The organism is Azospirillum sp. SYSU D00513, assembly GCF_017356015.1.
In the GTDB taxonomy this organism is placed as follows: Bacteria; Pseudomonadota; Alphaproteobacteria; order Azospirillales; family Azospirillaceae; genus Azospirillum.
Map to the genome: position 1 here is coordinate 108243 of NZ_JAFIQV010000009.1, position 26116 is coordinate 134358.

Below are 26116 nucleotides of genomic sequence, written 5' to 3' on the forward strand. Positions count from 1 at the left end.
CTCAACAGCTTCGCATCGGAAGTCACGCGCGTCGCCCGCGAGGTCGGCATCGAGGGCAAGCTGGGCGGACAGGCGCAGGTGAAGGGGGTTGCCGGCACCTGGAAGGACCTGACCGACAACGTCAACATGATGGCCGCCAACCTGACCGGCCAGGTGCGTAACATCGCGGAAGTGACGACCGCCGTCGCGAAGGGCGACCTGTCCAAGAAGATCACGGTGGACGTCCGCGGCGAGATCCTGGAGCTGAAGGACACCATCAACACCATGGTGGACCAGCTGAACAGCTTCGCGTCCGAAGTCACCCGCGTCGCCCGCGAGGTGGGTTCGGAAGGAAAGCTGGGCGGACAGGCCGAGGTGAAGGGAGTCGCCGGCACCTGGAAGGACCTGACCGACAACGTCAACATGATGGCCGCCAACCTGACCGGCCAGGTGCGCGGCATCGCCAACGTCGTGACCGCGGTGGCCAACGGCGACCTGAAGCAGAAGCTGGCGGTGGACGCCAAGGGCGAGATCGCGGCACTCGCCAACACCATCAACGGCATGATCGAGACGCTCGCCACCTTCGCCGACCAGGTGACCAACGTGGCGCGCGAGGTGGGTTCGGAAGGAAAGCTGGGCGGTCAGGCCCGCGTGCCGGGTGCCGCCGGCCTCTGGAAGGACCTGACGGAGAACGTCAACCAGCTCGCCGCGAACCTGACCACCCAGGTCCGCGCCATCGCCGAGGTGGCGACCGCCGTGACGAAGGGCGACCTGACCCGCTCCATCACCGTCGAGGCGATGGGCGAGGTCGCGGCGCTGAAGGACAACATCAACGAGATGATCCGCAATCTTCGCGACACGACGCTGAAGAACGCGGAGCAGGACTGGCTGAAGACCAACCTCGCGAAGTTCACCCGCATGCTGCAGGGCGAGCGCGACCTGGTCACCGTCTCCAACATGATCCTGTCGGAGATCGCCCCGCTGGTGAACGCGCAGCACGGCGTCTTCTACGTCGCCCAGCGCGACCGGGACGAGACTCTGCTGGACCTCGTCGCCAGCTACGCGCTCAAGGAGCGCAAGAACCTCTCCAACCGCTTCGCGCTGAAGGAGGGCCTCGTCGGCCAGTGCGCCTACGAGAAGAAGCGCATCCTGCTGACCAACGTGCCCAAGGATTACGTCAGCATCAGCTCCGGCCTGGGCGAGGCGCCGCCGATGAACATCATCGTGCTGCCCGTCCTGTTCGAGGACGAGGTGAAGGCGGTGATCGAGCTGGCCTCCTTCAGCCGCTTCAGCGAGACCCACCAGTCCTTCCTCGAGCAGCTGACCGAGTCCATCGGCATCGTGCTGAACACGATCGCCGCCAACATGCGCACGGAAGGGCTGCTGAAGCAGTCGCAGCGCCTCACCACCGAGCTGCAGAGCCAGCAGGAGGAGCTCAAGACCACCAACGACCGGCTGGAGCAGCAGGCCGCCTCGCTCCGCCAGTCGGAGGAGCTGCTGAAGGCCCAGCAGGAGAAGCTGCGCCAGACCAACGAGGCGCTGGAGGAAAAGGCGCAGGAGCTGGAGCAGCAGAACGTCGAGGTCGAGCGCAAGAACCGCGAGGTCGTGCTGGCCAAGGCCGCGCTGGAGGAGAAGGCCGAACAGCTCTCCCTGACCTCCAAGTACAAGTCGCAGTTCCTCGCCAACATGAGCCACGAGCTGCGCACGCCGCTGAACAGCCTGCTGATCCTGTCGCGCCTGCTGGCCGACAACCCGAACAGCAACCTCAGCGACAAGCAGGTGGAGTTCGCCCGCACCATCTACGCCGCCGGCGCCGATTTGCTGGGCCTCATCAACGACATCCTCGACCTGTCGAAGATCGAATCCGGCACCGTGACGCTGGAGATCGGCAACGTCGTGCTGAACGACCTGCGCACCCATGTGGAGCGGACCTTCTCCCAGATCGCGCAGGAGAAGAAGCTGGCCTTCGCCATCGAGCTGGACAACCGCCTGCCCTCGTCCATCCAGACGGACGAGAAGCGGCTGGAGCAGGTTCTGAACAACCTGCTGTCCAACGCCTTCAAGTTCACGGAGACCGGCGGCATCACCTTCCGCGTGGAGGCCGCGGACGACCGGTGGAAGGGCAGCCACCCCGTCCTGAACGCCGCCGACCACATACTGGCCTTCTCGGTCACGGACACCGGCATCGGCATCCCGGACGAGAAGCAGCAGATCATCTTCGAGGCCTTCCAGCAGGCCGACGGCACCACCAGCCGCAAATACGGCGGCACGGGCCTCGGCCTGTCGATCAGCCGCGAGATCGCCCGCCTGCTCGGCGGTGAGATCCGGGTGGAGAGCACGCCCGGCAAGGGCAGCACCTTCACGCTCTACGTGCCGCTGAGCTTCGATCTCGCCGGCCAGGCGGTGCCCACGCTGCAGGCGCCGCGGCTGGAGGACGCCGGCACCCGGCCGATCGTCGCCTCGGGCTCGGAGGAGGGGCTGGCCCTGCTCCAGCTCCATTCCGCGACCGACGACCGCGAGAAGATCCGGCCCGGCGACCCGGTGGTGATGATCGTCGAGGACGACGCCAAGTTCGCCTCGATCCTGATCGACCTGGCGCGCGAGCGCGGCTTCAAGACGATCATCTCGCCGAGCGGCGGCGCGACCGTCGGGCTGGTGCGCAAGTACCGCCCGGACGCCGTGCTGCTCGACATCGGGCTGCCGGACATGGACGGCTGGACCCTGCTGGACATGCTCAAGCGCGACCCGCAGATCCGTCACATCCCCGTGCATGTCATCTCCGCCAAGGACGACCGCCGCCGCGGCCTCGCCATGGGGGCGCTGGCCTACAACGAGAAGCCGGTGGACCGCGACGCGGTGTTCTCCGCGCTCGACCGGCTGAAGGGCTTCGTCGAGCAGCCCTACCGCAAGCTGCTGGTCGTGGAGCGGGACGCGGGCGAGCCCGGCGGCATCGCGGCGCTGATCGGCAGCGGCGACGTGGAGGCGAAGACGGTGTCCACGCCGGAAGAGGCCATGGCGGCCATGAAGGAAGAGTCCTTCGACTGCCTCGTCCTCGACGCCTCGGCGTCCAACGCGGCGGACCTCGACCTCCTCGACTGGATCCGGACGCAGGACGGCACCGGCTGGACGCCCACCGTCGTCTACGCGCCCAACGGCATGGGGGCGGAGTTCGAGGAGCGGCTGACCCGGCTGTCGGAGACGGCGGTGGTGAAGGCGGCCTTCACGCCGGCGGCCCTGCTGGACGAGACGGCACTCTATCTGCACCGCCCGGTGGAGCGGCTGCCGGACGAGAAGCGCCGCGCGCTGCTCGACCTGCGCCAGCGGGAGCCGGCCCTGGCCGGCCGGACCGTGCTGGTGATCGACGACGACATCCGCAATATCTTCTCGCTCGCCAGCGTCATGGAGGCGCACGGGGTGCAGGTGCTGCACGCGGAGAGCGGCCGGGCCGGCATCGCCCTGCTGAAGGAACGGGCGGGGATCGACGTGGTGCTGGTGGACATCATGATGCCGGAGATGGACGGCTACCAGACCATGCGGGAGATCCGCGGTATGGAGGAGTTCCGCAGCCTTCCCATGATCGCCGTCACCGCCAAGGCGATGAAGGGCGACCGGGAGAAATGCATGGAGGCGGGTGCGACCGACTATCTCGCCAAGCCCGTGGACATCGACCATCTGCTGTCGCTGCTGCGCATCTGGGCCGCGGCCTGGACCGGGCGCCCGGCCGGCGGCGGGCGGCCGCTGCCGCTTCTGGAACGGGCGTAAGGGCGCACGGGTGCCGACGCGAGGCGGGAAGGATCAAGAGATGGGCATGTACTCACCCGCGCCGGCCGGTCCGCTCGGCGGCCTCTGGGACGGCGCGCCGCCACCCGACGTCAACATCCTGGTGGTTGACGACGACGCCCGGAACCTGATGGCCGTGCGGGAGACCCTGGCCGGGCTGGGAGCGAACCTCGTGCTCGCCTCCTCCGGCGACGAGGCGCTGAAGCATCTGCTGTCGCGGGACTTCGCGCTGATCCTGCTGGACGTGCACATGCCGGGGATGGACGGCTATGAGCTGGCGGAGATGATCCGCAAGCGCGAGAAGTGCCGGCACATCCCCATCATCTTCCTGACCGCCATCAACAAGGACCAGTTCCAGGTCTTCCGCGGCTATTCCGCCGGCGCGGTGGACTACATGTTCAAGCCGGTGGACCCGCAGGTGCTGACCTGCAAGGTCGCCGTCTTCGTCGAGCTGTACCGCAAGACCGAGGAGATCAAGCGCCAGGCCGAAGCCAAGCAGCAGCTCCTGGCCGAGAATTACCGGGTCAACCTGGAGAAGCTCCAGGCCGAGCGCGCGCTGCGCCAGGCGGAGGAGCGGCAGGCGCTGATCCTGCGCTCGTTGCCCATCGCGCTCTACACGGCCGACCTGACGCCGGGCCAGCCCTTCCGCTTCCTGTCGGGCAATGTCGAGGCGCTGTTCGGCTACCCGCCGGAGCGCTTCGTGGACGGCACCATGCTGTGGGAGGAAGGGTTGCACCCTGACGACCGCGCGCGCGTGCTGGCCCAGATGGCAGCGCTGCCCGAGGCGGGATCCTGCACCACCGAATACCGCTGGCGCTGCGCCGACGGCAGCTACCGCCACCTGCTGGACCAGGCCGTCGCCATCCCCGGCGAGGACGGGACGGCGCGCGAGCTGTTCGGCACCATCCTGGACGTCACCGAGACGCGGATGATGCAGGAACAGCTCCTCCAGGCGCAAAAGATGGAGGTGGTGGGTCAGCTCACCGGCGGCATCGCGCACGACTTCAACAACATGCTGATGGTGGTGATCGGCAGCCTGGAGCGGCTGCTCCAGTCCCTGCGCGACGGCAAGGCGCCCGACCCGAAGACGGCGTCGCGGCGCGCCGACATGGCCTTGCAGGCGGCGCTGCGCTGCTCCGACCTGACGCGGCGGCTGCTGACCTTCGCGCGGCGCCAGAACCTGCACCCGGAACCGGTAAACCTGAACGCGCTGGTGCTGGGCATGGGCGAGCTGTTCGAACGGACGCTCGGCGGGAACGTCGAGGTGCGCACGGACTGCGCCGCCGAGAGCTGGCCGGCGCTGGTGGACCGGTCGCAGGCCGAATCCGTCCTGCTCAACCTCGTCATCAACGCACGCGACGCCATGCCGCGCGGCGGGACGCTCGCCATCCGCACCGCCAACATCCGGCTGGAGGAGCCGCTGACCAGCCACGGCATGACCGCCGGGCCGGGCGATTACGTGGTGCTGAGCGTGGCCGACAACGGCTGCGGCATGGCGCCGGAGGTGCTGGAGCGCGCCTTCGAGCCCTTCTTCACCACCAAGGAGACGGGCAAGGGCACCGGCCTCGGCCTGTCCATGATCTACGGCTTCCTCAAGCAGACGGGCGGGCTGGTGCGGATCGACAGCGCGGTCGGCAGCGGGACCAGCTTCCATCTGTACCTTCCGCGCGCGGCCGAGGCGCCGGCCGCCCCGCCGCCGGCCGGAGAGGGCGATCCGCTGACGGCGCTGCGCGGCTCGGGCGAAACCGTGCTGGTGGTGGACGACGACCACGACGTGCGCCGCGTCACCGTTCAGACGCTCCACGAACTCGGCTACCGGACGCTGGAGGCGGCGACCGGGCCGGACGCGTTGACGGTGATCCGGACGGCCCCCCGCGTCGACCTGCTGTTCAGCGACATCGTCATGCCCGGCGGCATGGACGGACGCGACCTCGCGCGCGAGGCCGTGCGGCTCCAGCCGCACCTGCGCGTCCTCTTCGCGTCCGGCTACGCGAACGGGGGACCGGCAACGGGCGGAGCCGGCGACGGGGCGGACCTGTCCTCCATCGAGATGCTGCTGAAGCCCTACCGCGACCACGAGCTGGCGCGTGCGCTCCGCCGCACGCTGGACCTCGCCACCCCCCCGCCCGTCGAGGCCTGAGGCGCCGCGGCTCCAATCCCCCGGCGGAGCCGGGGCACCGTCGGCCGCGCGCCCGGCCGGACACGCCTTTCATCCTGCATGTTCATTGGAAACGGTTTTGGTAAGGTATGGTGATTTCGGAAGATGCACTCAATTTGCTTCGAAGTTCGATCAAGTCCATCTGGTCGCTTGAGCTTCTGCTGCTGATGAAGCGCGACCCGGGCCGGGCCTGGAGTTCTGACGACCTCATCCAGGAGATGCGCAGCAGCACGGTCGTGGTGCAGGAGGCGCTGGGCCATTTCCAGCAGGCCGGCCTCGTGGCCCAGGAGGCGGACGGCGCCTTCCGTTACCGCCCGGCCGCCGCCCTGCTCGACCAGTGGGCGGGCGAGATCGAGACGGCCTACGCCCAGAAGCCCTCGGCCGTCATGAAACTGATCTTCTCCTCGCCCGACAGCAAGGTGCAGATATTCGCGGACTCTTTTCTCTTCCGAGGAAAAGACTGACATGAGCCTATTGAAGTCTTCGGTCTATCTGCTCTGCTTCGCGTCGAGCTTCCTGTGCATGGCGCTGCTGGCCCGCAGCTATTTCCGGTCGCGGTCGCGGCTGCTGCTGTGGAGCATGCTCTGCTTCATCGGCCTGTCGATCAACAACCTGCTGCTCTTCGTCGATGTCGTGCTGCTGCCGACGACCGTCGACCTGCTTCCGCTACGCCACCTGTCGGCGCTGGGCGGGCTGGGCATCCTCCTCTACGGTTTCATCTGGGACGCGGACTGATGAGCGCTACGGCCTACACCTACATCGCCGGCCTGATCACGATGGCCTATGTCATCGCCGGGCTGTTCTTCTTCCGCTTCTGGCGCCGGACACGCGACGGGCTGTTCGTGAACTTCGCCTGCGCCTTCTGGCTGCTGGCGCTGACGCAGGGCATCCTGGCACTGGCCGGCATCATCCGCGAGGAGCAGAGCTGGATCTACCTGCTGCGCTTCCTCGCCTTCGTACTGATCATCGTCGGCATCCTGCGCAAGAACTACGGCCGGCCCCGGCGGGCCTGAGGGGGTATCAAGGAGGCACAGGCACCGGGATCAGGGAACGCTGTCCAGCGCGATGGCCGCGAAATGGCAGCCGGCGGCGGCCAGCACGAAGCCGTGCCACACCGCGTTGTGGTAGCGGACCCGGTCCATGAGGTGGACCGCCGTCCCCGCCGTGTAGAGAAGGCCGCCCGCGACCAGCAGCACGAGCGAGGCAGTGGGGATCGTCGGCCACAGGCCCGGTTCCAGGAACAGAACGCCCCAGCCGAGCCCGAGATAGAGCGCGGTCCCCGCCCGCTCGAACCGCCGCGGAAAGCAGAGCTTCAACACGATGCCGAGGAGCGCGATGGACCAGGCGGCACCCAGCGCCGTCCCGTCCCCGCCGCCGCGCTGCATGTGGCGGACGGCGAAGGGGGTGTAGCTGCCGGCGATCATCGCGTAGATCATCGCGTGGTCGAGGCGCCGCAGGATCTCCTTGAGCCGCCCGTCACGGGCCGTGTTGTAGGCGGCGGACGCCAGCAGCATCCCGCCGAGGCCCCCGAGATAGGCACCGAGCGCCAGCCATTCGGCGGCGGGCAGCCCGGCGCGGCTCGACAGGAGCCAGACGCCCCCGCCCAGCCCGGCGAACAGGCCCAGGGCATGGACGGCCGCGTCGGCGCGGCGTTCGCCGGGCGTGTAGACAGGGAAGGCGGCGCTGCCGGTGTTTTGCATGGGGCCGGCAGTGTAAGGCGCCGTGCCCCCGCTGTCCAACCCCTCCGCCTTCCCCGGCGGTGCTCCGTTACTGGCCCGTGCCGTTTGACTGCCCCTCGGTCGGGCGGTTCGCCGGCTCCCCACCGCCGCCGGCCGAGGAGCCGGAGGACTGGAGGTTGGTCCGCTCGCTCTGGAGGCGGGTGATCTCCTGGTTCAGCTGCTCGATCTGGGATTGCAGGTTGCCGCTCTGCTGGAGGACGCCCTGCTGGCGCGTGGTTTCCTCCCGCAGGGTCGCGAGCTGGCGCTGCAGCTCGTTCACCTGGTCCTGGAGCGTCGTCCGGGTCTGGGTCATCTGCTCGATCTGCTGGGCCGCGTTCGCCGAGTTGTCGCGCGTCTCGGTCAGCACCTTGGACTGCGCGGCGATGTCCGCCGTGATCTGGCTGAGATTCTGCGTCGCCTGGGTGGCCGCCGTCTGCAGCTCCGCCAGCCGGCGCTCGCCCGCCGCGACCTGGGCCGTCGTCTCCTGGGCCTTCTGCTGGGCCGTCGTCAGGGCCTCCTGCGCCGCGGCCTCTTGCTGGCGAAGCTCGCCCAGCCGGGCCTGGACCTGCTCCAGCTCGGTCGAGCGCTGGGCGAGAAGGTCAGTGACCTCCTTGGCCTGGCCGGCGAGGGTGGATTGCTGGTTGCGCAGGTCCTCGGTCTGGGACTGGGCCTCGGCCCGGCGCTGCTCCAGGTCGGTCAGCGCCGCCTGGAGCTGCTGCTGCCGTTCGTCGCCCTGCTGGATCTGGCTCTGGAGATCCGCCCACCTCTGCTGGGCCTGCTGGAGTTCCGCGTTGATCGTCTCGCGCTGACCCTGGAGGCCGGTCAGCTCGGCGCGGCCCTGGTCGAGTTCGCCCCGTAGCCGCTCGATGTCCGCCTGGACGGCCGAGCGCTCGCCGGCGCTGGCCTGGAGTTCGGCGAGGCCGCGCTTGGCCGTGTCGGCCTCCGCCCGCGTGCCGGTCAAGTCCGCCGTCAGGGTCTGGTTCGTCTGGTTGGCGGTGCCCAACTGCTGTTCCAAGGTCGCGGCCTGCTGCCGCGCCGCGTCCCGCTCCTGACCGCGGCTGCCCGCCGCCGACCAGCCCCAGACCGCCGCGATGATCGCGATGGCGGACACCGCCGCCAGGATCTGCGTCGGCCGGTTGGACTTCAGGGACTCCGAAAATGAGCGCTCGTCGGACCGGATCGGGTGTCCCGGATCGTTCGCTGACATGGGTGGCTATCTCCAGACATAGGGGATAGCAGGCAAACACGCAGGTGCCCCAACCGTCCACGGACCAATGGTGGGGCGCCCCGCACTCTTCCGGGCGGGGCGGGAGCATGCGGGCCATCCGCCAGCGCCCTGCCCACTCCTTCGGAACCTCGCCTGTCGGGCCGATGGAATTTTCCGCGCTTCCACGGACGGGACCATGGATTCCGGAAGTTCCATGATGCCGGCGGTCATGGACCGTGACCGCCGGCTTTCCTTCAGTTGGCTGTTCCCAGACGGGCCAGCAGGCCGGCCACAAGACGCGCGCGCTGGGCGAGGCTGGCGATCTCGATGTGCTCGTTCAGCGTGTGATAGCCGTCGCCGGTCAGTCCGAGCCCGTCGAGCGTCGGAATCCCCCGCGCACCGGTGAAGTTACCGTCGGAACCGCCCCCGGCGCTGCCATGCGTGAGGTCGAAGCCGAGTTCGGCGGCGACGGTCCTGGCCAGCCCATAGAGAGCCATGGTCCCCTCGTCCGGCTCCCAGACCGGGCGGACGACGCCCCGCTCGACCGTGAAGCCGGTTCCATCCGCGTCCCGCCGCGTCAGCTCCATGATGCGGGTCACGCCCTGGTCGAGGTCGGCCTGCCGCTTCGCCATGCTCAGCGCCTCGGCGCGGCACTCGGTCGAGACACAGTTCACCCACTGGCCGCCCTGGACGACGCCGACGCTGAAGGTGCAGTCGTCGTTCGTCATGTCCTCGATGACGAGGATCTGGCGGGCCATCTCCCGGATCGCCGAGCGTCCCGCCTTGAGCGCGGCACCAGCGTGGCTCGGGCGGCCATGGGCCGTCAGGTTGAAGCGGGCGATGGCGTAGCGGCCGGTCACCACGCCCGTTCCGTCGATGGCGGGCTCCGGCACCAGGATGTATTTGTGGCGCTGCGCCTCCGCGACGATCAGCTCCCGTGTCCCCGGGCTGCCGATCTCCTCGTCCGAGGTCAGGAGCACATGAACCGGCAGCGCGGTTTCGATTCCGGCCTCGCGCAGCAGGGTCACCGCGTGCAGCGCGGCGAAGGTGCCCCCCTTCATGTCGAGGATGCCCGGACCGTAGCAGCGCCCGCCGTCGATGCGGAAGGGCAGCTTTTCCAGCGTGCCGATGGGATGCACCGTGTCCAGATGCGCCATGACGAGGATGCCGGGCTCACCGGCGCGCGGGTGCGGAAAGGACGCCCTGATGCAGTCGCCGAGGCCGGCCGGTCCCTCCACCCTCTCCACCGAGGCGCCCATGGCCGCCAAGTCCTCGGAGGCGAGAGTCATCATCCGGTTCACCGCCGCCCGGTCGAAGGTCGGGCTCTCGCACTCGACCCAGCGCCGGAGTCCGGCGAGCATCGCATCCACATCGGGCGTCAGCGCGTTCACGGAAATGCTCATGTCCTGTCAACTCCCTTCGGGCTTCGGAGGCTCAGGCCGCCTGGAGACGGCGTTCGACGACGCGCGCCAGCAGGCTGGCGCCGACCGGCAGGATGCCGTCGTCGAGGACGAACGAGGGGTTGTGCAGGGCGACCGTTCCGGCATGGCCGACCCAGCAATAAGCACCCGGCACGGCGTGCAGCATGTCGGCAAAATCCTCGCTGCCCATGGTGGGGCGCGGGTCCGTGAGCACGTTCGCGTCGCCGACGATCTCGCGCGCCGCGTCGGCCATGGCCGCGGTTTCCGCGGGGTGATTCTCCAGGACCGAGAAGATGTCGCGGATGTCCACCTCGACGCGCACCTCGAAGCTTTCGGCGATGCCCGCGGCGATGGTGCGCAGGCGCGCGCGGACCAGCTCGCCGACCGCGTCGTCGAAGAAGCGGATCGTCCCGGCCAGCGTGGCTTCTTCCGGGATGACGTTGTAGGCCGAACCGGAATGGATCTGGGTGATCGACAGGACCGCCGCCTTCAGCGGGTCGGCGTTGCGGCTGACCACGCTTTGCAGAGCCTGGGCCAACGCCGTCGCGGCGACGATCGGATCGCGCGAGGCGTGCGGCATCGCGCCGTGGCTGCCCCGGCCGGTGATCCTGATGTCGAAGAAGCTGGCGCCGGCCATCGCCTTGCCGGGGAAGACGGCGATCTGCCCGGCGTCCAGATCGGGCGAATTGTGCAGGCCATAGACCTCGGCGCAGGGGAAACGCTCGAACAGCTTGTCGGCGAGCATCGCGCGCGCGCCGCCCAGCCCTTCCTCCGCCGGCTGGAAGATGAAGAGCGCGGTGCCCGCGAAGTCCCGCGTCTCGGCGAGATAGCGCGCCGCCCCCAGCAGCATGGTCGTGTGGCCGTCATGGCCGCAGCCGTGGAAGCGGCCGGGCTTGGTCGAGCGGTAGGGCAGATTGGTCAGCTCGTCCATGGGCAGGGCGTCCATGTCCGCCCGCAGGCCCACGGTCCTGGCGCCATCCCGCTTTCCCTTCAGCACCCCGACGACCCCGGTGCGCCCGATCCCGCGATGGACCTCGATGCCCCAGCCCGCCAGCTTTTCCGCGACGATGCCCGAGGTGCGCTCCTCCTCGAACCCGATCTCGGGATGGGCATGAAGGTCGTGCCTGATGTCCGCCAATTCGCCGGAGAAAGCCTCGATGCGTGAAATGACCGGCATGATGATGTCCTTTTCGATGATCGCGATTTTTCTGGGTTGGCTTAAGTAGGCAGATTTTGGTCAGGCGAAGACCGGCCCGTTCGGTGCCAGACGCAGGTTCGGGCGCAGGCGCTTGAAGGGCAGGTCCGCCGCGCTCACGGGCATCGGACCCGGCGCGGCGCAGACGAGGATGGCTTCCGCGATGGGCGTGAAGTCGGCCCGGAAATGGACCGAACTCTTGTTCACCAGGATGGCCTGGTCGCGCGGCTCGATGCCGACGAAGCGGTACATTTCCTGATCGGCGAGCTGGGCCTTGCTGGAGGCGACGACGACGCGCACGCCGCCGATGCGCAGGCAGGCCGAGGGTCCGAGCCGCAGGCGCGCCCCGCCGTAGTAGGGACCGGTGGCCGTCAGGTACCCGTCCGACACGGCCTCCACCACGAAGGTCCCGTCGAAGGGCGCGTCGCCCGCCACGCCGGACTTTCCGCCGAGCGCCAGACGGATCTCCGCGCCGACACCGGCCGCGCGGGCCTTCAGAGCGGCGGCCGGATCGACGATGACGCCGATGGCGGCCCGCTCCGCCCCCGCCGCGACGAGCGCGCGCAGCATGCCCGTGGTGTCGGAATCGCCGCCGGCGCCGGGATTGTCCTGCGTGTCCGCGATGACCACCGGGCGGGTGGCGCCGCGCGCGATCTCCATCGCCCGGCGCACCCCCTCCTCCGGCGAGAAGACCTGCCCGGCGAAGGCGCCTTCGGCCGCGATCACCTTTTCCATGAGGGCGTCTGCGGCGCGTTCCGCTTCCCCGGCGCTCCGGGCATAGGCGATGATCGACGGGCCGCAATCGGCGAAGTCCGCCGCCGGGAATCCCGTCAGGAAGGAGACCGACCCGACACCGCCGGTCTCCAGCTCCGCGACCGCTCGATAGAGGCTCCGGCACGGCTCCATGTCCGTGCATTGCCACACGATGGGAATCAGGAATGGGATCTGCCGGAAGGCCTTGGCGTCGGGGGGGCCGGCCAGCCGGCGCGCCATGTAGGCGGCACAGCGGCGGCCGGTCTCGGCCATGTCCACATGCGGATAGGTCCGGAAGGCGATCAGCGCGTCGGCTTCCGCGACCATCCGCGGCGTCACGTTGGCGTGCAGGTCCAGGCTGGCGACGACCGGCACCTCCGGCCCGACCACCGCCCGCACGCGGGCGAGGATCTCCCCTTCCCCATCGTCGAGATGCTCGGTCACCATGGCGCCGTGCAGGTCGAGATACACCCCGTCCAGCGGCCCGGCCTTCCCGATGCCCTCGATGAGCATGGCCGCGATCCGCTCGAAGGCGTCCTTCGTCACCTGGGCCGAGGGGCTCGCCGCGCACCAGAGGGTCGGGACCAGCTCCCACCCCTGCCGCCCAGCCGCTTCCATGAAGCCGCAGACGCCCATGTTGACGTCGCGCATCGCCTCCATCATCGCCGCTCCCCGCGACAGGGGCGGCCAGCCGCCGCCATCCAGGAAGGCGTCGTAATCGGCCCTGCTCGGCCCGAAGGTGTTGGTCTCGTGCATGAAACCGCCGATGGCGATCCGCGTCTTCGACATGCTCTTTCTCACTCGCTGAGAGGTGCGCCAGCACCCGGGAAAGCGCTCGGGGAAATCAGGCGACGGTGCCCGTGACGGCCGGGCCGGAAGCCAGCGGCCGGAAGTTCGGAAAGTCCCATTCCTTGCCGGGAGCCGCTTCCAGCAGTTCCCGCGTGTAGGGCTGCTCCGGGCGGCGCAGAACCTGCTCGGCGGGGCCATGCTCGACCACCCGCCCCTTGCGCATCACCGCGACCTCGTCGCAGATCTGCGCCGCGACCCGCAGGTCGTGGGTGATGAAGAGGATGGCGACGCCGAGCCGCGTCTGGATGTCGTCGAGCAGGCGCAGAACCTGCGCCTGGACCGACACGTCGAGCGCCGACACCGCCTCGTCCGCGACGAGCACGTCCGGCTCCATGGCGAGCGCCCGGGCGATGGCGATGCGCTGGCGCTGCCCGCCGGAGAACTGGTGGGGGTGGCGGTCGATGGCGTCGGGCGGAAGCCCGACCAGTTCGAGCAGTTCGCGCGCCTTCGCGAGCGCCTGGTTGCGGGGCGTTCCGTAGTTGACCGGTCCCTCGATGATGCTCTCGCCGACGGTCAGGCGCGGGTTGAGCGAGCGGTTCGGGTCCTGGAAGATCATCTGGATGCGCTTGCGGTGGGGGCGGAGCGCCGAGCGCGACAGGCCGGAGATGTCCTTGCCGCGCACACGCACGCTGCCCGAGGTCGGGTCGATGAGCCGCATGACGCAGCGCGCGACGGTGGACTTGCCGGACCCGCTCTCCCCGACGATGCCGAGCGTGCGCCCCCTCTTCAGGGACAGGTTCACGTCCTGCGCCGCCGCCGTTCCCGCCTTGCGGCGGAAGAAGGAGGAGCTGCGGCCGTACACCATTCCCAGCTCGACCGTCTCCAGCACCACCTCCCGGCTGGTCTCGCCGCGCGGCGGGCGGGGCTGGAGCGAGGGGACGGCGCGCAGCAGGTTGCGGGTGTATTCCTCGGCCGGCGCGCGCAGGATGGCGTCGATGCTCCCGGTCTCGACGACCCGGCCGCGGTGCATGACGCAGACGCGGTCCGCGATGTCGGCGACGACCCCCATGTCATGAGTGATGAAGAGGACGGCCGTGCCCTGCCTCTCCTGCAATTCGCGGATGAGCTTCAGGATCTGCCGCTGGGTGGTAACGTCGAGCGCGGTCGTCGGCTCGTCGGCGATCAGCAGCTTCGGCTTCAGGATCAGGGCCATGGCGATCATGATGCGCTGGCGCTGCCCGCCCGAGAGCTGGTGCGGGTAGGAGGCATGGACGCGCTGCACGTCCGGCAGATGGACCTGCTCCATCATCTCCAGGACCAGCCGCCGCTGCTCCCGCGCGGACAGCCGGGCATGGGCCTGCAGCACCTCCTCGATCTGCCGCCCGACCGTCAGGACGGGGTTGAGGGCGGTCATCGGCTCCTGGAAGACCATGGACATGCGGGTCGCGCGCAGTTGCCTCATCCGGGCGGCACCCGCCGCGAGGAGATCCTCCCCGTCCAGGGCGATGCCGCCGCCGCGGACCCGGAGCGCGTTTTTGGGAAGAAGGCCCATGGCCGCGAGCGAGGTCACGGACTTCCCCGACCCGCTTTCGCCGACGAGGCACAAGGTCTCGCCGGCCGCGATGTCCAGGGAAATGCCGTCGAGGATCGGCGCGGCCCCGCCGATGCCGATGTCCACCACGAGGTTCCGCACGGACAGGATGGTGTCCCGGCCCGCCGGCCGGTTCACCGGTGTCTCGTTCATCGGCGCCACGCTCATCGGTGTCTCGCTCATCTCGGGCCTCCACGTTGCTTGAGGCGGGGGTCGAGCATGTCCCGCGCGGCGTCGCCGAGCAGGTTGATCGACAGGATGCAGACCGACAGCAGCAGGCCCGGCCAGAAGATCAGGGAGGGCTTCAATTGGAAGTAGGCCCGCCCCTCCGACATGATGTTGCCCCAGGAGGGCGTCTCGGTGCCGATGCCGGCACCAAGGAAGGAGAGGATGGACTCGGTCAGTATGGCCGAGGCGCAGATATAGGTTCCCTGCACGATGAGCGGAGCCATCGTGTTCGGCATCAGGTGCCGCCACATGATCTTCGGCAGGCTGCTGCCGACGGCGATGGCGGCCTCGACGTAGGGCTCCTCCCGCGCCGACAGCACGACCGCGCGCACCAGCCGCACCACGCGCGGAATCTCCGGAATGGTGATGGCGACCAGCACGGTCCAGAGGCTGGCGCCGGTCAGCGAGACGACGGCGATGGCCAGCAGCACGCTCGGGATCGCCATCAGCCCATCCATCACCCGCATCAGGATTCCGTCGAGGACGCGGAAGAAGCCGGAGGCGAGCCCGAGGGGAAGGCCGATGGCGACGCTGACCACCGCGGCACCGATGCCGACGGTCAGCGAGATGCGGGCGCCGTAGAGGATGCGGGACAGCAGATCCCGCCCATAGGCGTCGGTGCCCAGGAGGAAGGCGTCGCTCGCCGGCTTCAGCCGGTTCGACGGGTTCATCTGGATCGGGTCGTGCGGGGCCAGCCAGGCCGCCAGGACCGCGACCAGCGTGATCGCCAGGAGGCAGAGGCCGGCCAGGATCGCGGCGGGGCCGAAGCGGCCGATCCGGAGCGCCGGGCGGCGGCCGCGCCGTTCCAGCGCCGGCTCCGCGTGCTTGTCCAGGTTGATCGCCATCAGTAGCGGATCCTCGGGTCCAGGAATGCGTAGGACAGGTCGATCAGCAGGTTGATCAGGACGTAGAGCCCGCTGGTGAAGAGGATCAGCCCCTGGATCACCGGATAGTCGCGGGCGAGGATCGCGTCCACGGTCAGCCGGCCGAGGCCGGGGATGTTGAAGACGCTTTCCGTGACGACGACGCCCGAGATCATGAGCGCGAATCCCGTTCCGATCACGGTCATGATCGGCACCGCCGCGTTCCGGAGCGCGTGGCGGAACAGGACGATGTTCTCGCCGAGCCCCTTCGCCCGCGCCGTCCGCACGTAATCCTCGCCGAGCACGTCGAGCATGCTGGCGCGCGTCATGCGCGCGATCAGCGCGATGTAGATCGAGGCGAGCGACAGGGAGGGCAGGATGGCCCGCTCCAGGAATCCGCCGAAGCCGTTGAAGATCGAACGGAAGCCCTGCACGGGCAGGAGCTTGAACTCGATGGCGAAGATCTGGATGAAGATGTAGCCGATCACGAAGACCGGGATGGAGAAGCCCAGGACCGAGGCGCTCATGACGATGTTGTCGATCCAGGTTCCGTGCCGCCAGGCCGCGACGACCCCCATCGGCACCGCGATGAGGACGGACAGGAGGATGGTCATCAGAGCGAGGCTGACCGTCGGTTCCAGCCGCTGCCCGATGAGGGTGGTCACCGGCGTCTGCGAAATCAGGGAGGTGCCGAAGTCGCCGGTCAGGAGCTGCATGCTCCAGGTCACGAACTGGACGTAGATCGGCTCGTTGAGGCCGAGCTGGCCGCGGATGCGCTCGAGCTGTTCCGGGGTCGCCATGTCGCCGGCGATGATGGCCGCCGGGTCCCCCGGCGTCAGGCGCAGGAGAAGGAAAACGAACAGCGCGACCACGACCATCACCGGGACGGCGGCGAGGACGCGGCGGATGAGATAGCCTGTCATGATGCACCTCGGCCCTGCGGGGAAGGAGGGGCGCCGATGACGGCGCCCCCGGCTGCTCCGGACACCGCGGTCACTCGGCCTTGGCGATGTTCCAGAAGGTGGTGATCGGCGACTTCATGAGGCCGGACAGCGACTTGCTCCAGGCGGCCGGCGGCACGTACTGGCCGAGCGGGATGTAGTTGACCGTCTCGTAGGCGTGCTTCTGGATGTCCGCGGCGATGGCCTTGCGCTCCCCGTCCGTCTTGACCGTGACGAAGGCCTTGCGCAGCTCCTCCAGCTTCGGGTCGTCCGGCCAGCCGAACCAGGCCGCCTTCCGCCCGCCGCCGTTCAGCATCGGGTTGACGATGGGGTTCCAGACCTCGGGGATGACCCAGTTGGTGAAGAACATGTTCCAGCCGCCCTCCGAGGGCTTGGCCTGGCTGGCGCGGCGCGTCACCAGCGTCTGCCAGTCCATCGGCTGGAGGTCGACGGTGAAGCCGGCGTTGCGCAGGAGCTGCGCCGCCACGACCGGCTGCGGAGAGACCGTGGTGACGTCGGTCGGCTGCATCAGCACCACCGGGGTGCCGTCGTAGCCCGCCTCCTTCAGCAGCGCCTTGGCTCCCGCCGGGTCGCCGCCGGTCAGCAGGGTGCCGGCGCCGGCGTCCGTTCCGAGCGGCGTGCCACAGCCGTACATGGCGCCGCAGACCGAATAGTAGTCGGGGTTGCCGACCAGCGCGCCGAGCACGTCCTCCTGCTTCATGGCCATCAGCGCCGCCCGGCGGATCTTCGGATTGTCGAAGGGCGGGTACAGGAAGTTCACGCGCCCCATGGTCTGGTAGCCCAGCGTGTTGAGGACGCCGACCTCCAGCTCGTCGTTCGAGGTGAGCAGCGGCAGCAGGTCGATCTGCGGCTGTTCGATGAAGTCGATCTCGCCGGAGTTCAGCGCGTTGATGGCGGTCTGGGCGTCGGGCATGGTGACCCATTCGACCGTGTCGACCTTCACCACCTTGCCGCCCGCCGTCCAGCTCGCCGGCTCGGAACGGGGCATGTAGTCCTTGTTCTTCTCGTAGACGATGCGGACGCCGGGCTGGAAGGCGCTCTCCACGAAGCGGAAGGGACCCGACCCGACATGCTCCTTGATCGCCTCCGTCGAGGGCGTTCCGGCCATGCGCTTGGGCATCATGAAGGCGGGCACGGCCGACGGCTTGGCGATCAGCTCGATCACGTAGGCGAAGGGCTCGGACAGGGTCAGGACGATGGTCTTGGCGTCCTTCGCCTCGATGCTCCTGGTCGAGCGCATCAGCATCTGGCCGCCGCCGTCGCGATCCGCCCAACGCTTGAGCGAGGCGACGCAATCCTCGGCGGTGACCGGCTGGCCGTCGTGCCACTTCAGCCCGTCGCGCAGGGTGAAGCTGTAGACGAGCCCGTCGTCGGACACCGTCCAGGAGGCCATCTGCGGCTGCGGCTTCATGTTCTCGTCCACGCCCAGCAGCGTGTCGTAGATCATGTAGCCGTGGTTGCGGGTGATGTGGGCGGTGGTGATGATCGGATCGAGCACCCGGATGCCGGAATGCATGACCGCCTTGAGGTCCTGCGCGCCCGCCGGAACGGCGACCGCGGCCGTCAGCGCGACAAGGGATGCCAGAAGACTCTTCCGCACGGCTCGGTTCAGGAACGAGGCCTGGAGGGGTTCGGGTCGCATGCTCGGCTTCTCCTCATGTAGGACGGTCTGAAGGCGAAAGATTGTGTTCGGGTGCGCGTCTCCAGGCCCGGTGTCCGGGCCTCTTGTTCAGGGTCGCTCCTCTTCCGGGCTCCGGGTCCCGGCGCGCTCGGCGACGGCGTCGGCCCAGGGCGACATGACCTCGGTCGCAGCAAGATTGATGCCGTCCCGGCGCATCACCCCGACCGGGCAGGCGAAGGCGAGCGGGTAGACCGAACGCCTGGCCGTCGTGGCGCCATGGCTGGCGGCCAGGGCTGTGAGGGTGTCCGCCGGCAGGCTGTCGTCGGCCACGGGGGCGGGTCCTCCGCTGACGTCGATCCGCGGCTGGTGGAAGGCCTCCTCCAGGCTCATGCCATGGTCCATCAGGAAGGACGCGATCTGGGCGATGGCCGGCAGGATCCGGCGTCCGCCCGAGGCGCCGATCGCGAAACGCCCGTCGCCAACCTCCCCGATCATCGGGCAGACGTTCATCAGGCATCGCTTGCCCGGCGCCAGCGAGTTGGGATGGCCGGGTTCCGGGTCGAACCACATGATGCCGTTGTTCAGCAGCAGCCCGGTGGTTGGCGAGACGACCCGCGCGCCGAAGACCGACAGCAGCGTCTGGGTCATCGCGACCATGTTCCCCCGCCGGTCCACGACCGAGAAATGCGTCGTGCAGCTGGGGCTGTGCGGCGCATCCCGGTCGCCCATGGTCGCCAGCCGCTCCAGGTAGGCGTCGCCGATGGCGTCGGCGTAGGCGGCGTAGCCCTCCGGGCCGAGCCCGGCGCGGGGAAAGCCCGTCCGTCCGGCGAGCGACCTGAACACAGCGGCGAGGGTCGGCCCGGCGGTCAGGCCCGGCGCCGGGTAGAAGCCGCCGTTACGGTAGGGGACGCGCGCGACCGGGGAGAGCGTGGCCCGGTAGGCCCGCAGATCATCGAAGGACAGGGAACCGCCCTTGGACCGCACGTCGGAGGCCAGAGCCTCGGCAAGCTCGCCCTCGTGGAACTCGCGGTGCCCCTTCTCGGCCAGCCGGTCGATGGTGGCGGCCATCGCGGCGTTCCGGATCCGCTTCGGCGGACCGTCGCTCGCGGCCGCGACGGGAGGCCAGCGGCCGTCCTCCAGGAAGAGGGCGGCCGCGTCGGGATCACGGGCGAGCGACCGCGTGGCCGAGGCGATCATGAGGGCGGCGTACCAGTCGAGTTCGAAACCCTCGCGGGCGAGCCCGGCGGCCGGTTGAAGGAGCTCGCGCCACGGCATGCGGCCGAAGCGTTCATGGGCGAGCCCGACGCCATCGACCGTGCCGGGAACGGCGACGGCGGTCGCGCCCTCCACGTTGCGGTCCCCGACCACCGCCTTCCAGGGGAACAGGTCGGAGGCACGCCCCGCCGGGGCCAGCGGATAATCGGCGGGATCAAGGGCCGCCGGGGAGCGCATCCCATACTCCACGGCGTAGGCTTTTTCCTCCTCCGCCCGCCAGATCATCATGAGGCCGCCGCCGGCAGGCCCGCTCATCCAGGGTTCCAGCACGCCGAGGGCGAAGGAAGTGGCGACGGCGGCGTCCACGGCATCGCCGCCCGCCTCAAGAACATGGGCACCGATTTCGGCGGCGCCGCGGTGCTGGGCCGCGACGATGCCCGTGCGCGAGACGACCGCCGGCTTGCGGACCGTCTGCGAAAGCGAAGCCGCCCTCACCGGCGCACCCCGGCCCGGCACGCTGCTTGGCAGGATCGTTTGTCAGAGAAGCAGTTCAACGGTGAACGGTGTATCATATTATGATATCCTGAACCGTGATACACGATGCTAGATTGATGATTAACCTTTGGTCAATGAATATTATTGCTCAATTCATGAGCATCCCTGGGGAGGTCCGGCATGGCGGGTGAGGACAGGCAGGACACGCTCTTCGTCGCCTCCGTCGAGAAGGGCATGCGCGTCCTCGCGGCCTTCGGGGAGGAGCGGACGGAGCTGGGCCTGCGGGAGCTGGCCGAGGCGGCGGGGCTCGACAAAAGCGCGACCCAGCGGCTGGCGAACACCTTCCACAGGCTGGGTTACCTGGACAAGGACGCGGTCACGCGGCGCTACCGGCCGGCCGTGAAGTTCCTCGAACTCGCCAACGCTTACCTGTGGTCCGACGGGCTGGTGCGCGCCGCCATGCCGAAGCTGATCGACCTGCGTCAGAAAATCGGGGAGACGGTCAACTTGGCGCTGCTGGACCAGGACAGCATCGTCTACGCCGCGCGCCTTCCGAGCGCGCGGACCGCCTACGCCGCGACGATCATCGGCCGGCGCGCGCCCGCCCTCAACACATCGTCCGGGCGGGCGATCCTGTCGCTTCGTGACGAGGAGGAGCGGCGCCGTTGCGTCGAGGAATGGCCGATGCGCCGCTACACGCCCGGCACGCTCATGGACCGTCCCAAGATTCTGGAACTGATCAACGAAGCGGCGGAGAACGGCTATTCCGTCGCCAGCAACGAACTGCTGATGAACGAGGTCGGGATCTCGGCACCGATCCGCCGCGAGGGCACCGCGCGGGCGGCCATCCAATGCTCCGTCTCGGGCCTGACCTGGGACCGCGCGCGGCTGGTGAAGGAGATCGTTCCGTACCTCATCGACACCGCGCACTCCTTCTGACCGCCACCGGGTTTCATCCCCCCTCCCCCCCGCCCGTGCGGCGTCTCTCCTGGGGCAGGTCGGTGCGTGTGAACAGCGGTTCCGTCCGGCCATCGCGCCAAGGCTGGAGGTGGGAAGCTTTTCCGGACGATAGGTAATGTTTTCCGGCGCTCTGATTATTCCTCGTCTCCAGCCGCAAGTCCTACTCTGGTCGCGTCGGTTCACCCGAGGAGATCCACATGAAAACCGTGCTCATCACTGGCAGCTCATCCGGCTACGGGCTGGAGACCGCCATCCACTTCCATGACCAGGGCTGGAACGTGATCGCCACCATGCGCAAGCCGCGCGAGGGCATCCTGCCGCCATCGGACCGCATCCGCCTGCTCCCGCTCGACGTGACGGACCCGGACAGTGTCGCGGCGGCCATCAAGGCGAGCGGTCCCATCGACGTTCTGGTCAACAACGCGGGCATCGGCGTCGTCGGTGCCTTCGAGGCGACGCCGATGGCGCACATCAGGCGGGTGTTCGACACCAACACCTTCGGCGTCATGGCGGTGACCCAGGCCGTCATTCCCCAGTTCCGCGAAAGGCGGTCGGGCGTGCTTGTGAACGTCACCTCCAGCGTGACGCTCGCGCCCATGCCGCTCGCGGCGGCCTACACGGCCAGCAAGACGGCAATCCAGGGATTCACGGGCTCCCTGGCGCACGAACTCGCCGCGTTCGGCGTGCGGGTCAAGCTCGTGGAGCCCGGCTATGCGCCCACCACGCGCTTCGCGCAGAACGCCGGCATCCGGGTGGAGGAACTGATCCCGGCGGCCTACGCGGAGTTCGCGGCTCCGATCTTCGCCGGATACGCCAGGCCTGCCCTGGTCACGAAGGAAAGCGACGTCGCCGAGGCGGTCTACGCGGCGGCGACCGATGGGACCGATCGTCTGCGCTATCCCGCCGGGGCCGACGCCGTAGCGCTCGCGCAGGCACGCTGAAACGCCGTGCGGGCCAGGGAGGCGGGCATCGTCCGCGGCAACCCGCCGGTGCAATCCGCTGGAACGGCTGGCCGAACGCGGCGCATGATGTCCGGAGCGAATGTCTTCATGCATCGTCCGGAATGGAACCGCTCTCGGCCATCATCTCGCTCCTGCGCCCGCGGGTCGTCCATCCCAAGCTCATCACGGAATCGGGCCGGTGGGAAGTCCGCTATCCCAAGGTCGAGGTCGCCGGCTACGGGCTGGTGCTGTCCGGCCGTTGCCACCTGATCCGCGACGGCATGGCCCCTGCGACCCTGGCCGCGGGGGACTTCGTCCTGATGCCACCCGCCCCAGGGTTCGTGATGGCAAGCGATCCCGATGTCGAACCCGTCACGGCCGAACCCGTCATGGTCGATGCCGGGACGGCGGACGGGCTCACGGAAGTCCGCCATGGCGACCAGGAGGGCACCGCGGAGTTCGAAATGCTCGGCGGCTACTTCCTCTTCGATCCCGCGAACATCTCCCTTCTGGCGGAGCTGCTTCCGGATCTCGTCCATGTTCGGGGCGCGGACGTCACGGCGAAGCGCCTGGCGGCCATGATCGACCTTGCCACGGAGGAGGCCCTCGCGCGCCGGCCGGGCCGGGACCTCATCCTGGAAAGGCTGGTCGAGGTCATGCTGGTCGAGGCGCTCCGCCACTCGGGAGAAAGCGCCCACCCGGTCGGAAGGCCAAACCTTCTCCGCGGCTTGGCCGACCCGAACCTGTCCAGGGCTCTGCGATGCTTCCACGCCGACCTCCAACGGCACTGGACCGTCGGCGAGCTGGCGCGCGAGGCGGGCCTGTCCCGGTCCGCGTTCAGCGAGCGTTTCGCGACCGCCGTGGGGTTGCCGCCGATGGCTTACCTGATCCAGTGGCGAATGGCCGTGGCCAAGGACCTCCTGCGGCGCGGCGGCATGGCTCTCGAAGAACTCGCCTTCGCGATCGGCTACGAATCCGCCAGCGCTTTCAGCACGGCTTTCAGAAAGAACGTTGGCCGCCCGCCGAGCCACTTCGCGAAGGAGATGCGCGCCGACGCACGTCCAACGGCAGAGGGCCGCATCACCGCTTCCGCCTGAGTTCCCTCATCTTATTTTCACCCCTCCCCCGCCCGCGCCGCCCAGCCACGCCGCAGCGCGTTGACGAAGGCCGCCAGCGCCGGGGGCTGCTGGCGGCGGCTGGGGTAGTAGAGGAAGAAGCCGGGGAAGGGCGCGCACCAGTCCTCCAACAGGCGAACCAGGCGGCCGGACGCCACGTGTTCGGTCACCTGATCCTCGAACAGATAGGCGACGCCCATGCCGTCCAGCGCGGCCTTCAGCATCAGGTCGGGTTCGTTGAAGGTCAGCGGGCCGTCCACCCGGACCTGCAACTCCTCACCGTCCTTCTCGAACTCCCAGGCATAGAGGCCACCGGACGAGATCAGGCGGTAGTTGATGCAGCGGTGGGCGCCGAGGTCGCGGGGCGTCACGGGCGCGGGGCGGCCGGCGAGATAGGCGGGGGATGCCACCACCGCCATGCGCAGGTCGGGGCCGACGCGCAGCGCGATCATGTCCTTTTCCACCATTTCGCCGAACCGGATGCCGGCGTCGAAGCGTTCCGCGACGATGTTGCGCAGCCCGTAATCGACGACCAGCTCGACCGTCACGTCCGGATGCTCCGCCACGAAGCCGGGCAGGACGGGCCAGATCACCGAGGTCACGGCGTGCATGACGGAGGTGATGCGGATCGTGCCCGAGGGCTTGTCGCGGCGGCGCGCCAGCGCGGTGACGGCGCCGTCGATGCTCTCCAGCGCCGGCCGGAGGGTGCGGAGCAGCTCCTCCCCCGCTTCCGTGACGGAGACGCTGCGGCTCGTGCGCGCCAGCAGCCGGACGCCGAGCCGCTCCTCCAGCGCCCGCATGGCGTGGCTGAGGGCGGAGGTCGAAACGCCGAGCTTCGCCGCGGCGCGCGTGAAGCTGCCCTCCTCCGCGATGACGAGGAAGGAGGCCAGGTCGGGAAGGTCACCACGCGGCATCGTTGAGCCCCATTCAACGGCACATTGGGATCTTAGCGTCTAATCGATTCCGGCCCGCTCGGCTATCCCTCCCATGGTTGCCGGATTGGGCCGGACGACGAAGGACGATCAAACACCGGATCATGGGATGAAGGCAGGAGCGCCGAGACATATTGACACCGTCCGCGCCGTCACTCCTCCGACGCCTGGGCCTCGAAGCGGGAAATCAGGTAGGAGGCCGCCGGACCCGGCGGCGTGTCGGTGCGGTGAACGGCCTGGAGCCGGTAAGGGCCGCCCTTGCAGTCCGGCATGTCGAGCCGGACGAGGCGGCCGGCGTCGAGGTCGTCCTGGATCATGGGCAGCGGCATGTTGCCCCAGCCGATCCCCTCCTTCAGCAGCATGTGCTTGGAGCCGAGATCGGCCAAGCGCCATGTCCGCGTGCCGATGACCGCGAACTCCCAGCCCTGGGTCAGGGTGGAGCGGTCCGTCAGCACCAGCTGCACATGGTCGCGCCCGGCTCCGGGGGCGTTGCGGCCGGCGGCCAGCGGGTGGCCGGGGGCCGCGACCGGGACCAGATCGACGAAGCCGACGCCGATGCGCTCGATTCCGTCGATCTCCACGTCCAGCGGCCCGCTGACGCCCACGGTCGCCGTGCGGTTGAGGACCATCTGCGTGACGGCGCCCAGCGCGTCCACGTAGAGCCGCAGCGTCACCGTGGGGAAGGCCTCGCGGAAGGCTTTCAGGGCATCGACCACCCTCCAGGCCGGCAGCATCACGTCGAGGGCCAGATGAACCTCCGCCTCCAGCCCGCGCGCCAACCCCCGGACCTTCGCCCGCAGGCTGCCCATGCCGTTGGCGATGGAGCGCGCCTCCGACAGCACGGCGCGTCCGGCCTCGGTCAGCCGGGGTTTCTTGGTCGTGCCCCGGTCGAACAGCGACACGCCGAGCTGCGCCTCCAGATTGGTGATCGAATAGCTGATCACCGAGGTCGCCCGGCCCAGCCGGCGGGCCGCACCCGCGAAGCTGCCGACATCGACCACGGTCAGGAAGACGCGCAGCTGGTCGAAGGTGGGGGTGCCGGGATTGCCGGCGCCGGAGCCCGTCATGTCGATGTCCCCCATTTCGATTTTCTCGAACAGTTCGGTTCATCTTATGCCGGTTTCGCCGAAAAGCCAGCGAGGATAGGAATCAGGCACCGGCAGCGACGAGCGCCGCCCCACCCGATATCGGAGACACGCCATGACCATCCGGCCCGCCGCCGCCATCGAACAGATCCTCCTGCCGTCCGTGCGCGATCTCGGCGACGGGTTCCAGGTCCGCCGCGCCCTGCCCTCCGCGCAGCGGCGCATGGTGGGACCGTTCATCTTCCTGGACAGCTTCGGCCCCGTCGCCTTCCGTGCCGGGGAGGGGCTGGACAGCCGCCCCCACCCGCACATCGGCCTGTCCACCCTGACCTACCTGATCGAGGGGGACATCCTCCACCGCGACAGCGAGGGCCATGTCCAGGCGATCCGCCCGGGCGAGGTCAACCTGATGACCGCCGGGCGCGGCATCGTCCATTCCGAACGCAGCACGGACGCCACGCGGGCCAGCGGGGCGACGGTCTTCGGCTTCCAGAGCTGGATCGCCCTGCCGGCCGCGCATGAGGAAACCGATCCGGGCTTCCAGCACGTGACAGCCGAATCCCTGCCCCGGATCGAGGGCGAGGGGATCGACCTGCGGCTGCTCGCCGGCTCGCTGCACGGGCGGCGCGCGCCCACCCGCGCCTTCTCCGACCTGTTCAACGCGGATCTCCTGCTGGCCGACGGCGCGCGCTACCGCATTGACGCCGAACACGCCGAGCGCGCCGCCTATGTCGTGGAGGGCGCGGTGGAGGTGGTTCCGGAAGCCGGCGTCTTCCCCAAGGACCGGCTGATCGTCTTCAAGCCGGGCGCGGAGATCGTGCTGCGCGCCGTGGGCGCCGCCCGCCTGATGCTGCTCGGCGGCGAACCCCTGGACGGGAAGCGGCACATCCACTGGAACTTCGTCTCCAGCCGCCGCGACCGCATCGAGCAGGCCGCCCGCGACTGGCAGGAGCGCCGCTTCCCCGGCGTGCCCGGCGAAACCGAGTTCATCCCACTGCCTGGGGCATCGCCCGCGCGCGCCGCGTAGGACAGCATTCTTCCGCGAACGTTCGATTTTCTCGAACGCAAAGGCGGACTTTATTCGGCTGGTCCGGACCGGGCCGCTCCG

21 protein-coding genes are annotated in these 26116 nt (G+C 69.0%); 9 read left to right on the forward strand and 12 right to left on the reverse strand.

Annotated elements, in window-relative coordinates; translation table 11 throughout:
- The 5 genes from JUB11_RS32690 to JUB11_RS09265 all read left to right on the forward strand — a co-directional run.
- Positions 1-3741, forward strand: a 3741-nt coding sequence (locus JUB11_RS32690; RefSeq protein WP_247886945.1) for a response regulator, incomplete at its 5' end; no start/stop codon positions are given.
- 46 nt (positions 3742-3787) lie between these two features.
- Complete coding sequence (locus JUB11_RS09250) at positions 3788-5899, forward strand: response regulator (protein ID WP_207458228.1); 2112 nt, start codon at positions 3788-3790, stop codon at positions 5897-5899.
- A gap of 134 nt (positions 5900-6033) precedes the next feature.
- Positions 6034-6381, forward strand: a complete 348-nt coding sequence (locus JUB11_RS09255) for a hypothetical protein (protein WP_247886946.1) — start codon at positions 6034-6036, stop codon at positions 6379-6381.
- Between the two features lies 1 nt (position 6382).
- The gene (locus JUB11_RS09260) at positions 6383-6652 is read left to right on the forward strand and encodes a DUF5985 family protein (protein WP_207458230.1); all 270 of its coding nucleotides are present in this window, start codon (positions 6383-6385) and stop codon (positions 6650-6652) included.
- Positions 6652-6930 carry a DUF5985 family protein gene (locus tag JUB11_RS09265; RefSeq protein ID WP_207458231.1) on the forward strand — a complete coding sequence of 93 codons (279 nt, stop codon included), beginning with the start codon at positions 6652-6654 and terminating at the stop codon, positions 6928-6930. Before JUB11_RS09260 ends, JUB11_RS09265 begins: the two co-directional genes overlap by 1 nt.
- Positions 6931-6960: 30 nt before the next feature.
- Here JUB11_RS09265 and JUB11_RS09270 read toward each other — a convergent pair whose 3' ends face one another.
- From JUB11_RS09270 to JUB11_RS09315, 10 genes are all read right to left on the reverse strand, one after another.
- Complete coding sequence (locus JUB11_RS09270) at positions 6961-7617, reverse strand: hemolysin III family protein (protein WP_207458232.1); 657 nt, start codon at positions 7615-7617, stop codon at positions 6961-6963.
- A gap of 67 nt (positions 7618-7684) precedes the next feature.
- Positions 7685-8842, reverse strand: a complete 1158-nt coding sequence (locus JUB11_RS09275) for a hypothetical protein (protein ID WP_207458233.1) — start codon at positions 8840-8842, stop codon at positions 7685-7687.
- Positions 8843-9096: 254 nt separating this feature from the next.
- Positions 9097-10245 (reverse strand): M20/M25/M40 family metallo-hydrolase, encoded by a 1149-nt coding sequence (locus JUB11_RS09280; protein WP_207458234.1) that lies wholly within the window; start codon positions 10243-10245, stop codon positions 9097-9099.
- A gap of 31 nt (positions 10246-10276) precedes the next feature.
- Positions 10277-11440, reverse strand: coding sequence for a M20 aminoacylase family protein (locus JUB11_RS09285; RefSeq protein WP_207458235.1), 1164 nt, complete (start codon positions 11438-11440; stop codon positions 10277-10279).
- A 60-nt stretch (positions 11441-11500) separates the two neighbouring features.
- Positions 11501-13000 carry a M81 family metallopeptidase gene (locus tag JUB11_RS09290; RefSeq protein ID WP_207458236.1) on the reverse strand — a complete coding sequence of 500 codons (1500 nt, stop codon included), beginning with the start codon at positions 12998-13000 and terminating at the stop codon, positions 11501-11503.
- 55 nt (positions 13001-13055) lie between these two features.
- Complete coding sequence (locus tag JUB11_RS09295) at positions 13056-14774, reverse strand: ABC transporter ATP-binding protein (RefSeq protein WP_247886947.1); 1719 nt, start codon at positions 14772-14774, stop codon at positions 13056-13058.
- The gene (locus tag JUB11_RS09300) at positions 14771-15664 is read right to left on the reverse strand and encodes an ABC transporter permease (RefSeq protein WP_207458237.1); all 894 of its coding nucleotides are present in this window, start codon (positions 15662-15664) and stop codon (positions 14771-14773) included. Before JUB11_RS09300 ends, JUB11_RS09295 begins: the two co-directional genes overlap by 4 nt.
- Positions 15664-16605 carry an ABC transporter permease gene (locus JUB11_RS09305; RefSeq protein WP_207458238.1) on the reverse strand — a complete coding sequence of 314 codons (942 nt, stop codon included), beginning with the start codon at positions 16603-16605 and terminating at the stop codon, positions 15664-15666. The genes JUB11_RS09300 and JUB11_RS09305 overlap by 1 nt, the downstream gene beginning before the upstream one ends.
- A gap of 70 nt (positions 16606-16675) precedes the next feature.
- A complete protein-coding gene (locus tag JUB11_RS09310) occupies positions 16676-18286 on the reverse strand; it encodes an ABC transporter substrate-binding protein (protein ID WP_207458239.1) in 1611 nt (536 codons plus the stop codon).
- Positions 18287-18373: 87 nt separating this feature from the next.
- Positions 18374-19975, reverse strand: a complete 1602-nt coding sequence (locus JUB11_RS09315) for a gamma-glutamyltransferase (RefSeq protein ID WP_207458240.1) — start codon at positions 19973-19975, stop codon at positions 18374-18376.
- Between the two features lie 180 nt (positions 19976-20155).
- On the opposite strand from JUB11_RS09315, the gene JUB11_RS09320 reads away from it, so the two are divergent.
- The 3 genes from JUB11_RS09320 (at position 20156) to JUB11_RS09330 (ending at position 22973) form a co-directional block, all read left to right on the forward strand.
- Positions 20156-20914, forward strand: coding sequence for an IclR family transcriptional regulator (locus JUB11_RS09320; protein WP_207458241.1), 759 nt, complete (start codon positions 20156-20158; stop codon positions 20912-20914).
- Between the two features lie 218 nt (positions 20915-21132).
- A complete protein-coding gene (locus JUB11_RS09325; RefSeq protein ID WP_207458242.1) occupies positions 21133-21876 on the forward strand; it encodes an SDR family oxidoreductase in 744 nt (247 codons plus the stop codon).
- A 122-nt stretch (positions 21877-21998) separates the two neighbouring features.
- Positions 21999-22973 carry an AraC family transcriptional regulator gene (locus JUB11_RS09330; protein ID WP_207458243.1) on the forward strand — a complete coding sequence of 325 codons (975 nt, stop codon included), beginning with the start codon at positions 21999-22001 and terminating at the stop codon, positions 22971-22973.
- A 17-nt stretch (positions 22974-22990) separates the two neighbouring features.
- Here the strand turns inward: JUB11_RS09330 and JUB11_RS09335 are convergent, their stop codons facing one another.
- Both JUB11_RS09335 and JUB11_RS09340 read right to left on the reverse strand, forming a co-directional pair.
- The gene (locus JUB11_RS09335; RefSeq protein ID WP_207458244.1) at positions 22991-23905 is read right to left on the reverse strand and encodes a LysR family transcriptional regulator; all 915 of its coding nucleotides are present in this window, start codon (positions 23903-23905) and stop codon (positions 22991-22993) included.
- 170 nt (positions 23906-24075) lie between these two features.
- Positions 24076-25005 (reverse strand): LysR family transcriptional regulator, encoded by a 930-nt coding sequence (locus JUB11_RS09340; protein ID WP_207458245.1) that lies wholly within the window; start codon positions 25003-25005, stop codon positions 24076-24078.
- Positions 25006-25123: 118 nt separating this feature from the next.
- Here JUB11_RS09340 and JUB11_RS09345 point away from each other — a divergent pair, with 118 nt between their 5' ends.
- Positions 25124-26035 carry a pirin family protein gene (locus JUB11_RS09345; RefSeq protein WP_207458246.1) on the forward strand — a complete coding sequence of 304 codons (912 nt, stop codon included), beginning with the start codon at positions 25124-25126 and terminating at the stop codon, positions 26033-26035.
- Positions 26036-26116: the final 81 nt, after the last annotated feature.

Bases quoted from the DNA above. Each gene is read 5' to 3' on its own strand.
- JUB11_RS09260 (WP_207458230.1), top strand. From the start codon at position 6,383: ATGAGCCTATTGAAGTCTTCGGTCTATCTGCTCTGCTTCGCGTCGAGC.
- JUB11_RS09265 (WP_207458231.1), top strand. From the start codon at position 6,652: ATGAGCGCTACGGCCTACACCTACATCGCCGGCCTGATCACGATGGCC.
- JUB11_RS09310 (WP_207458239.1), bottom strand. From the start codon at position 18,286: ATGCGACCCGAACCCCTCCAGGCCTCGTTCCTGAACCGAGCCGTGCGG.
- JUB11_RS09300 (WP_207458237.1), bottom strand. From the start codon at position 15,664: ATGGCGATCAACCTGGACAAGCACGCGGAGCCGGCGCTGGAACGGCGC.
- JUB11_RS09285 (WP_207458235.1), bottom strand. From the start codon at position 11,440: ATGCCGGTCATTTCACGCATCGAGGCTTTCTCCGGCGAATTGGCGGAC.
- JUB11_RS09325 (WP_207458242.1), top strand. From the start codon at position 21,133: ATGAAAACCGTGCTCATCACTGGCAGCTCATCCGGCTACGGGCTGGAG.
- JUB11_RS09345 (WP_207458246.1), top strand. From the start codon at position 25,124: ATGACCATCCGGCCCGCCGCCGCCATCGAACAGATCCTCCTGCCGTCC.
- JUB11_RS09340 (WP_207458245.1), bottom strand. From the start codon at position 25,005: ATGGGGGACATCGACATGACGGGCTCCGGCGCCGGCAATCCCGGCACC.
- JUB11_RS09330 (WP_207458243.1), top strand. From the start codon at position 21,999: ATGGAACCGCTCTCGGCCATCATCTCGCTCCTGCGCCCGCGGGTCGTC.
- JUB11_RS09275 (WP_207458233.1), bottom strand. From the start codon at position 8,842: ATGTCAGCGAACGATCCGGGACACCCGATCCGGTCCGACGAGCGCTCA.
- JUB11_RS09320 (WP_207458241.1), top strand. From the start codon at position 20,156: ATGGCGGGTGAGGACAGGCAGGACACGCTCTTCGTCGCCTCCGTCGAG.
- JUB11_RS09290 (WP_207458236.1), bottom strand. From the start codon at position 13,000: ATGTCGAAGACGCGGATCGCCATCGGCGGTTTCATGCACGAGACCAAC.
- JUB11_RS09280 (WP_207458234.1), bottom strand. From the start codon at position 10,245: ATGAGCATTTCCGTGAACGCGCTGACGCCCGATGTGGATGCGATGCTC.
- JUB11_RS09335 (WP_207458244.1), bottom strand. From the start codon at position 23,905: ATGCCGCGTGGTGACCTTCCCGACCTGGCCTCCTTCCTCGTCATCGCG.
- JUB11_RS09270 (WP_207458232.1), bottom strand. From the start codon at position 7,617: ATGCAAAACACCGGCAGCGCCGCCTTCCCTGTCTACACGCCCGGCGAA.
- JUB11_RS09295 (WP_247886947.1), bottom strand. From the start codon at position 14,774: ATGAGCGAGACACCGATGAGCGTGGCGCCGATGAACGAGACACCGGTG.
- JUB11_RS09305 (WP_207458238.1), bottom strand. From the start codon at position 16,605: ATGACAGGCTATCTCATCCGCCGCGTCCTCGCCGCCGTCCCGGTGATG.
- JUB11_RS09250 (WP_207458228.1), top strand. From the start codon at position 3,788: ATGTACTCACCCGCGCCGGCCGGTCCGCTCGGCGGCCTCTGGGACGGC.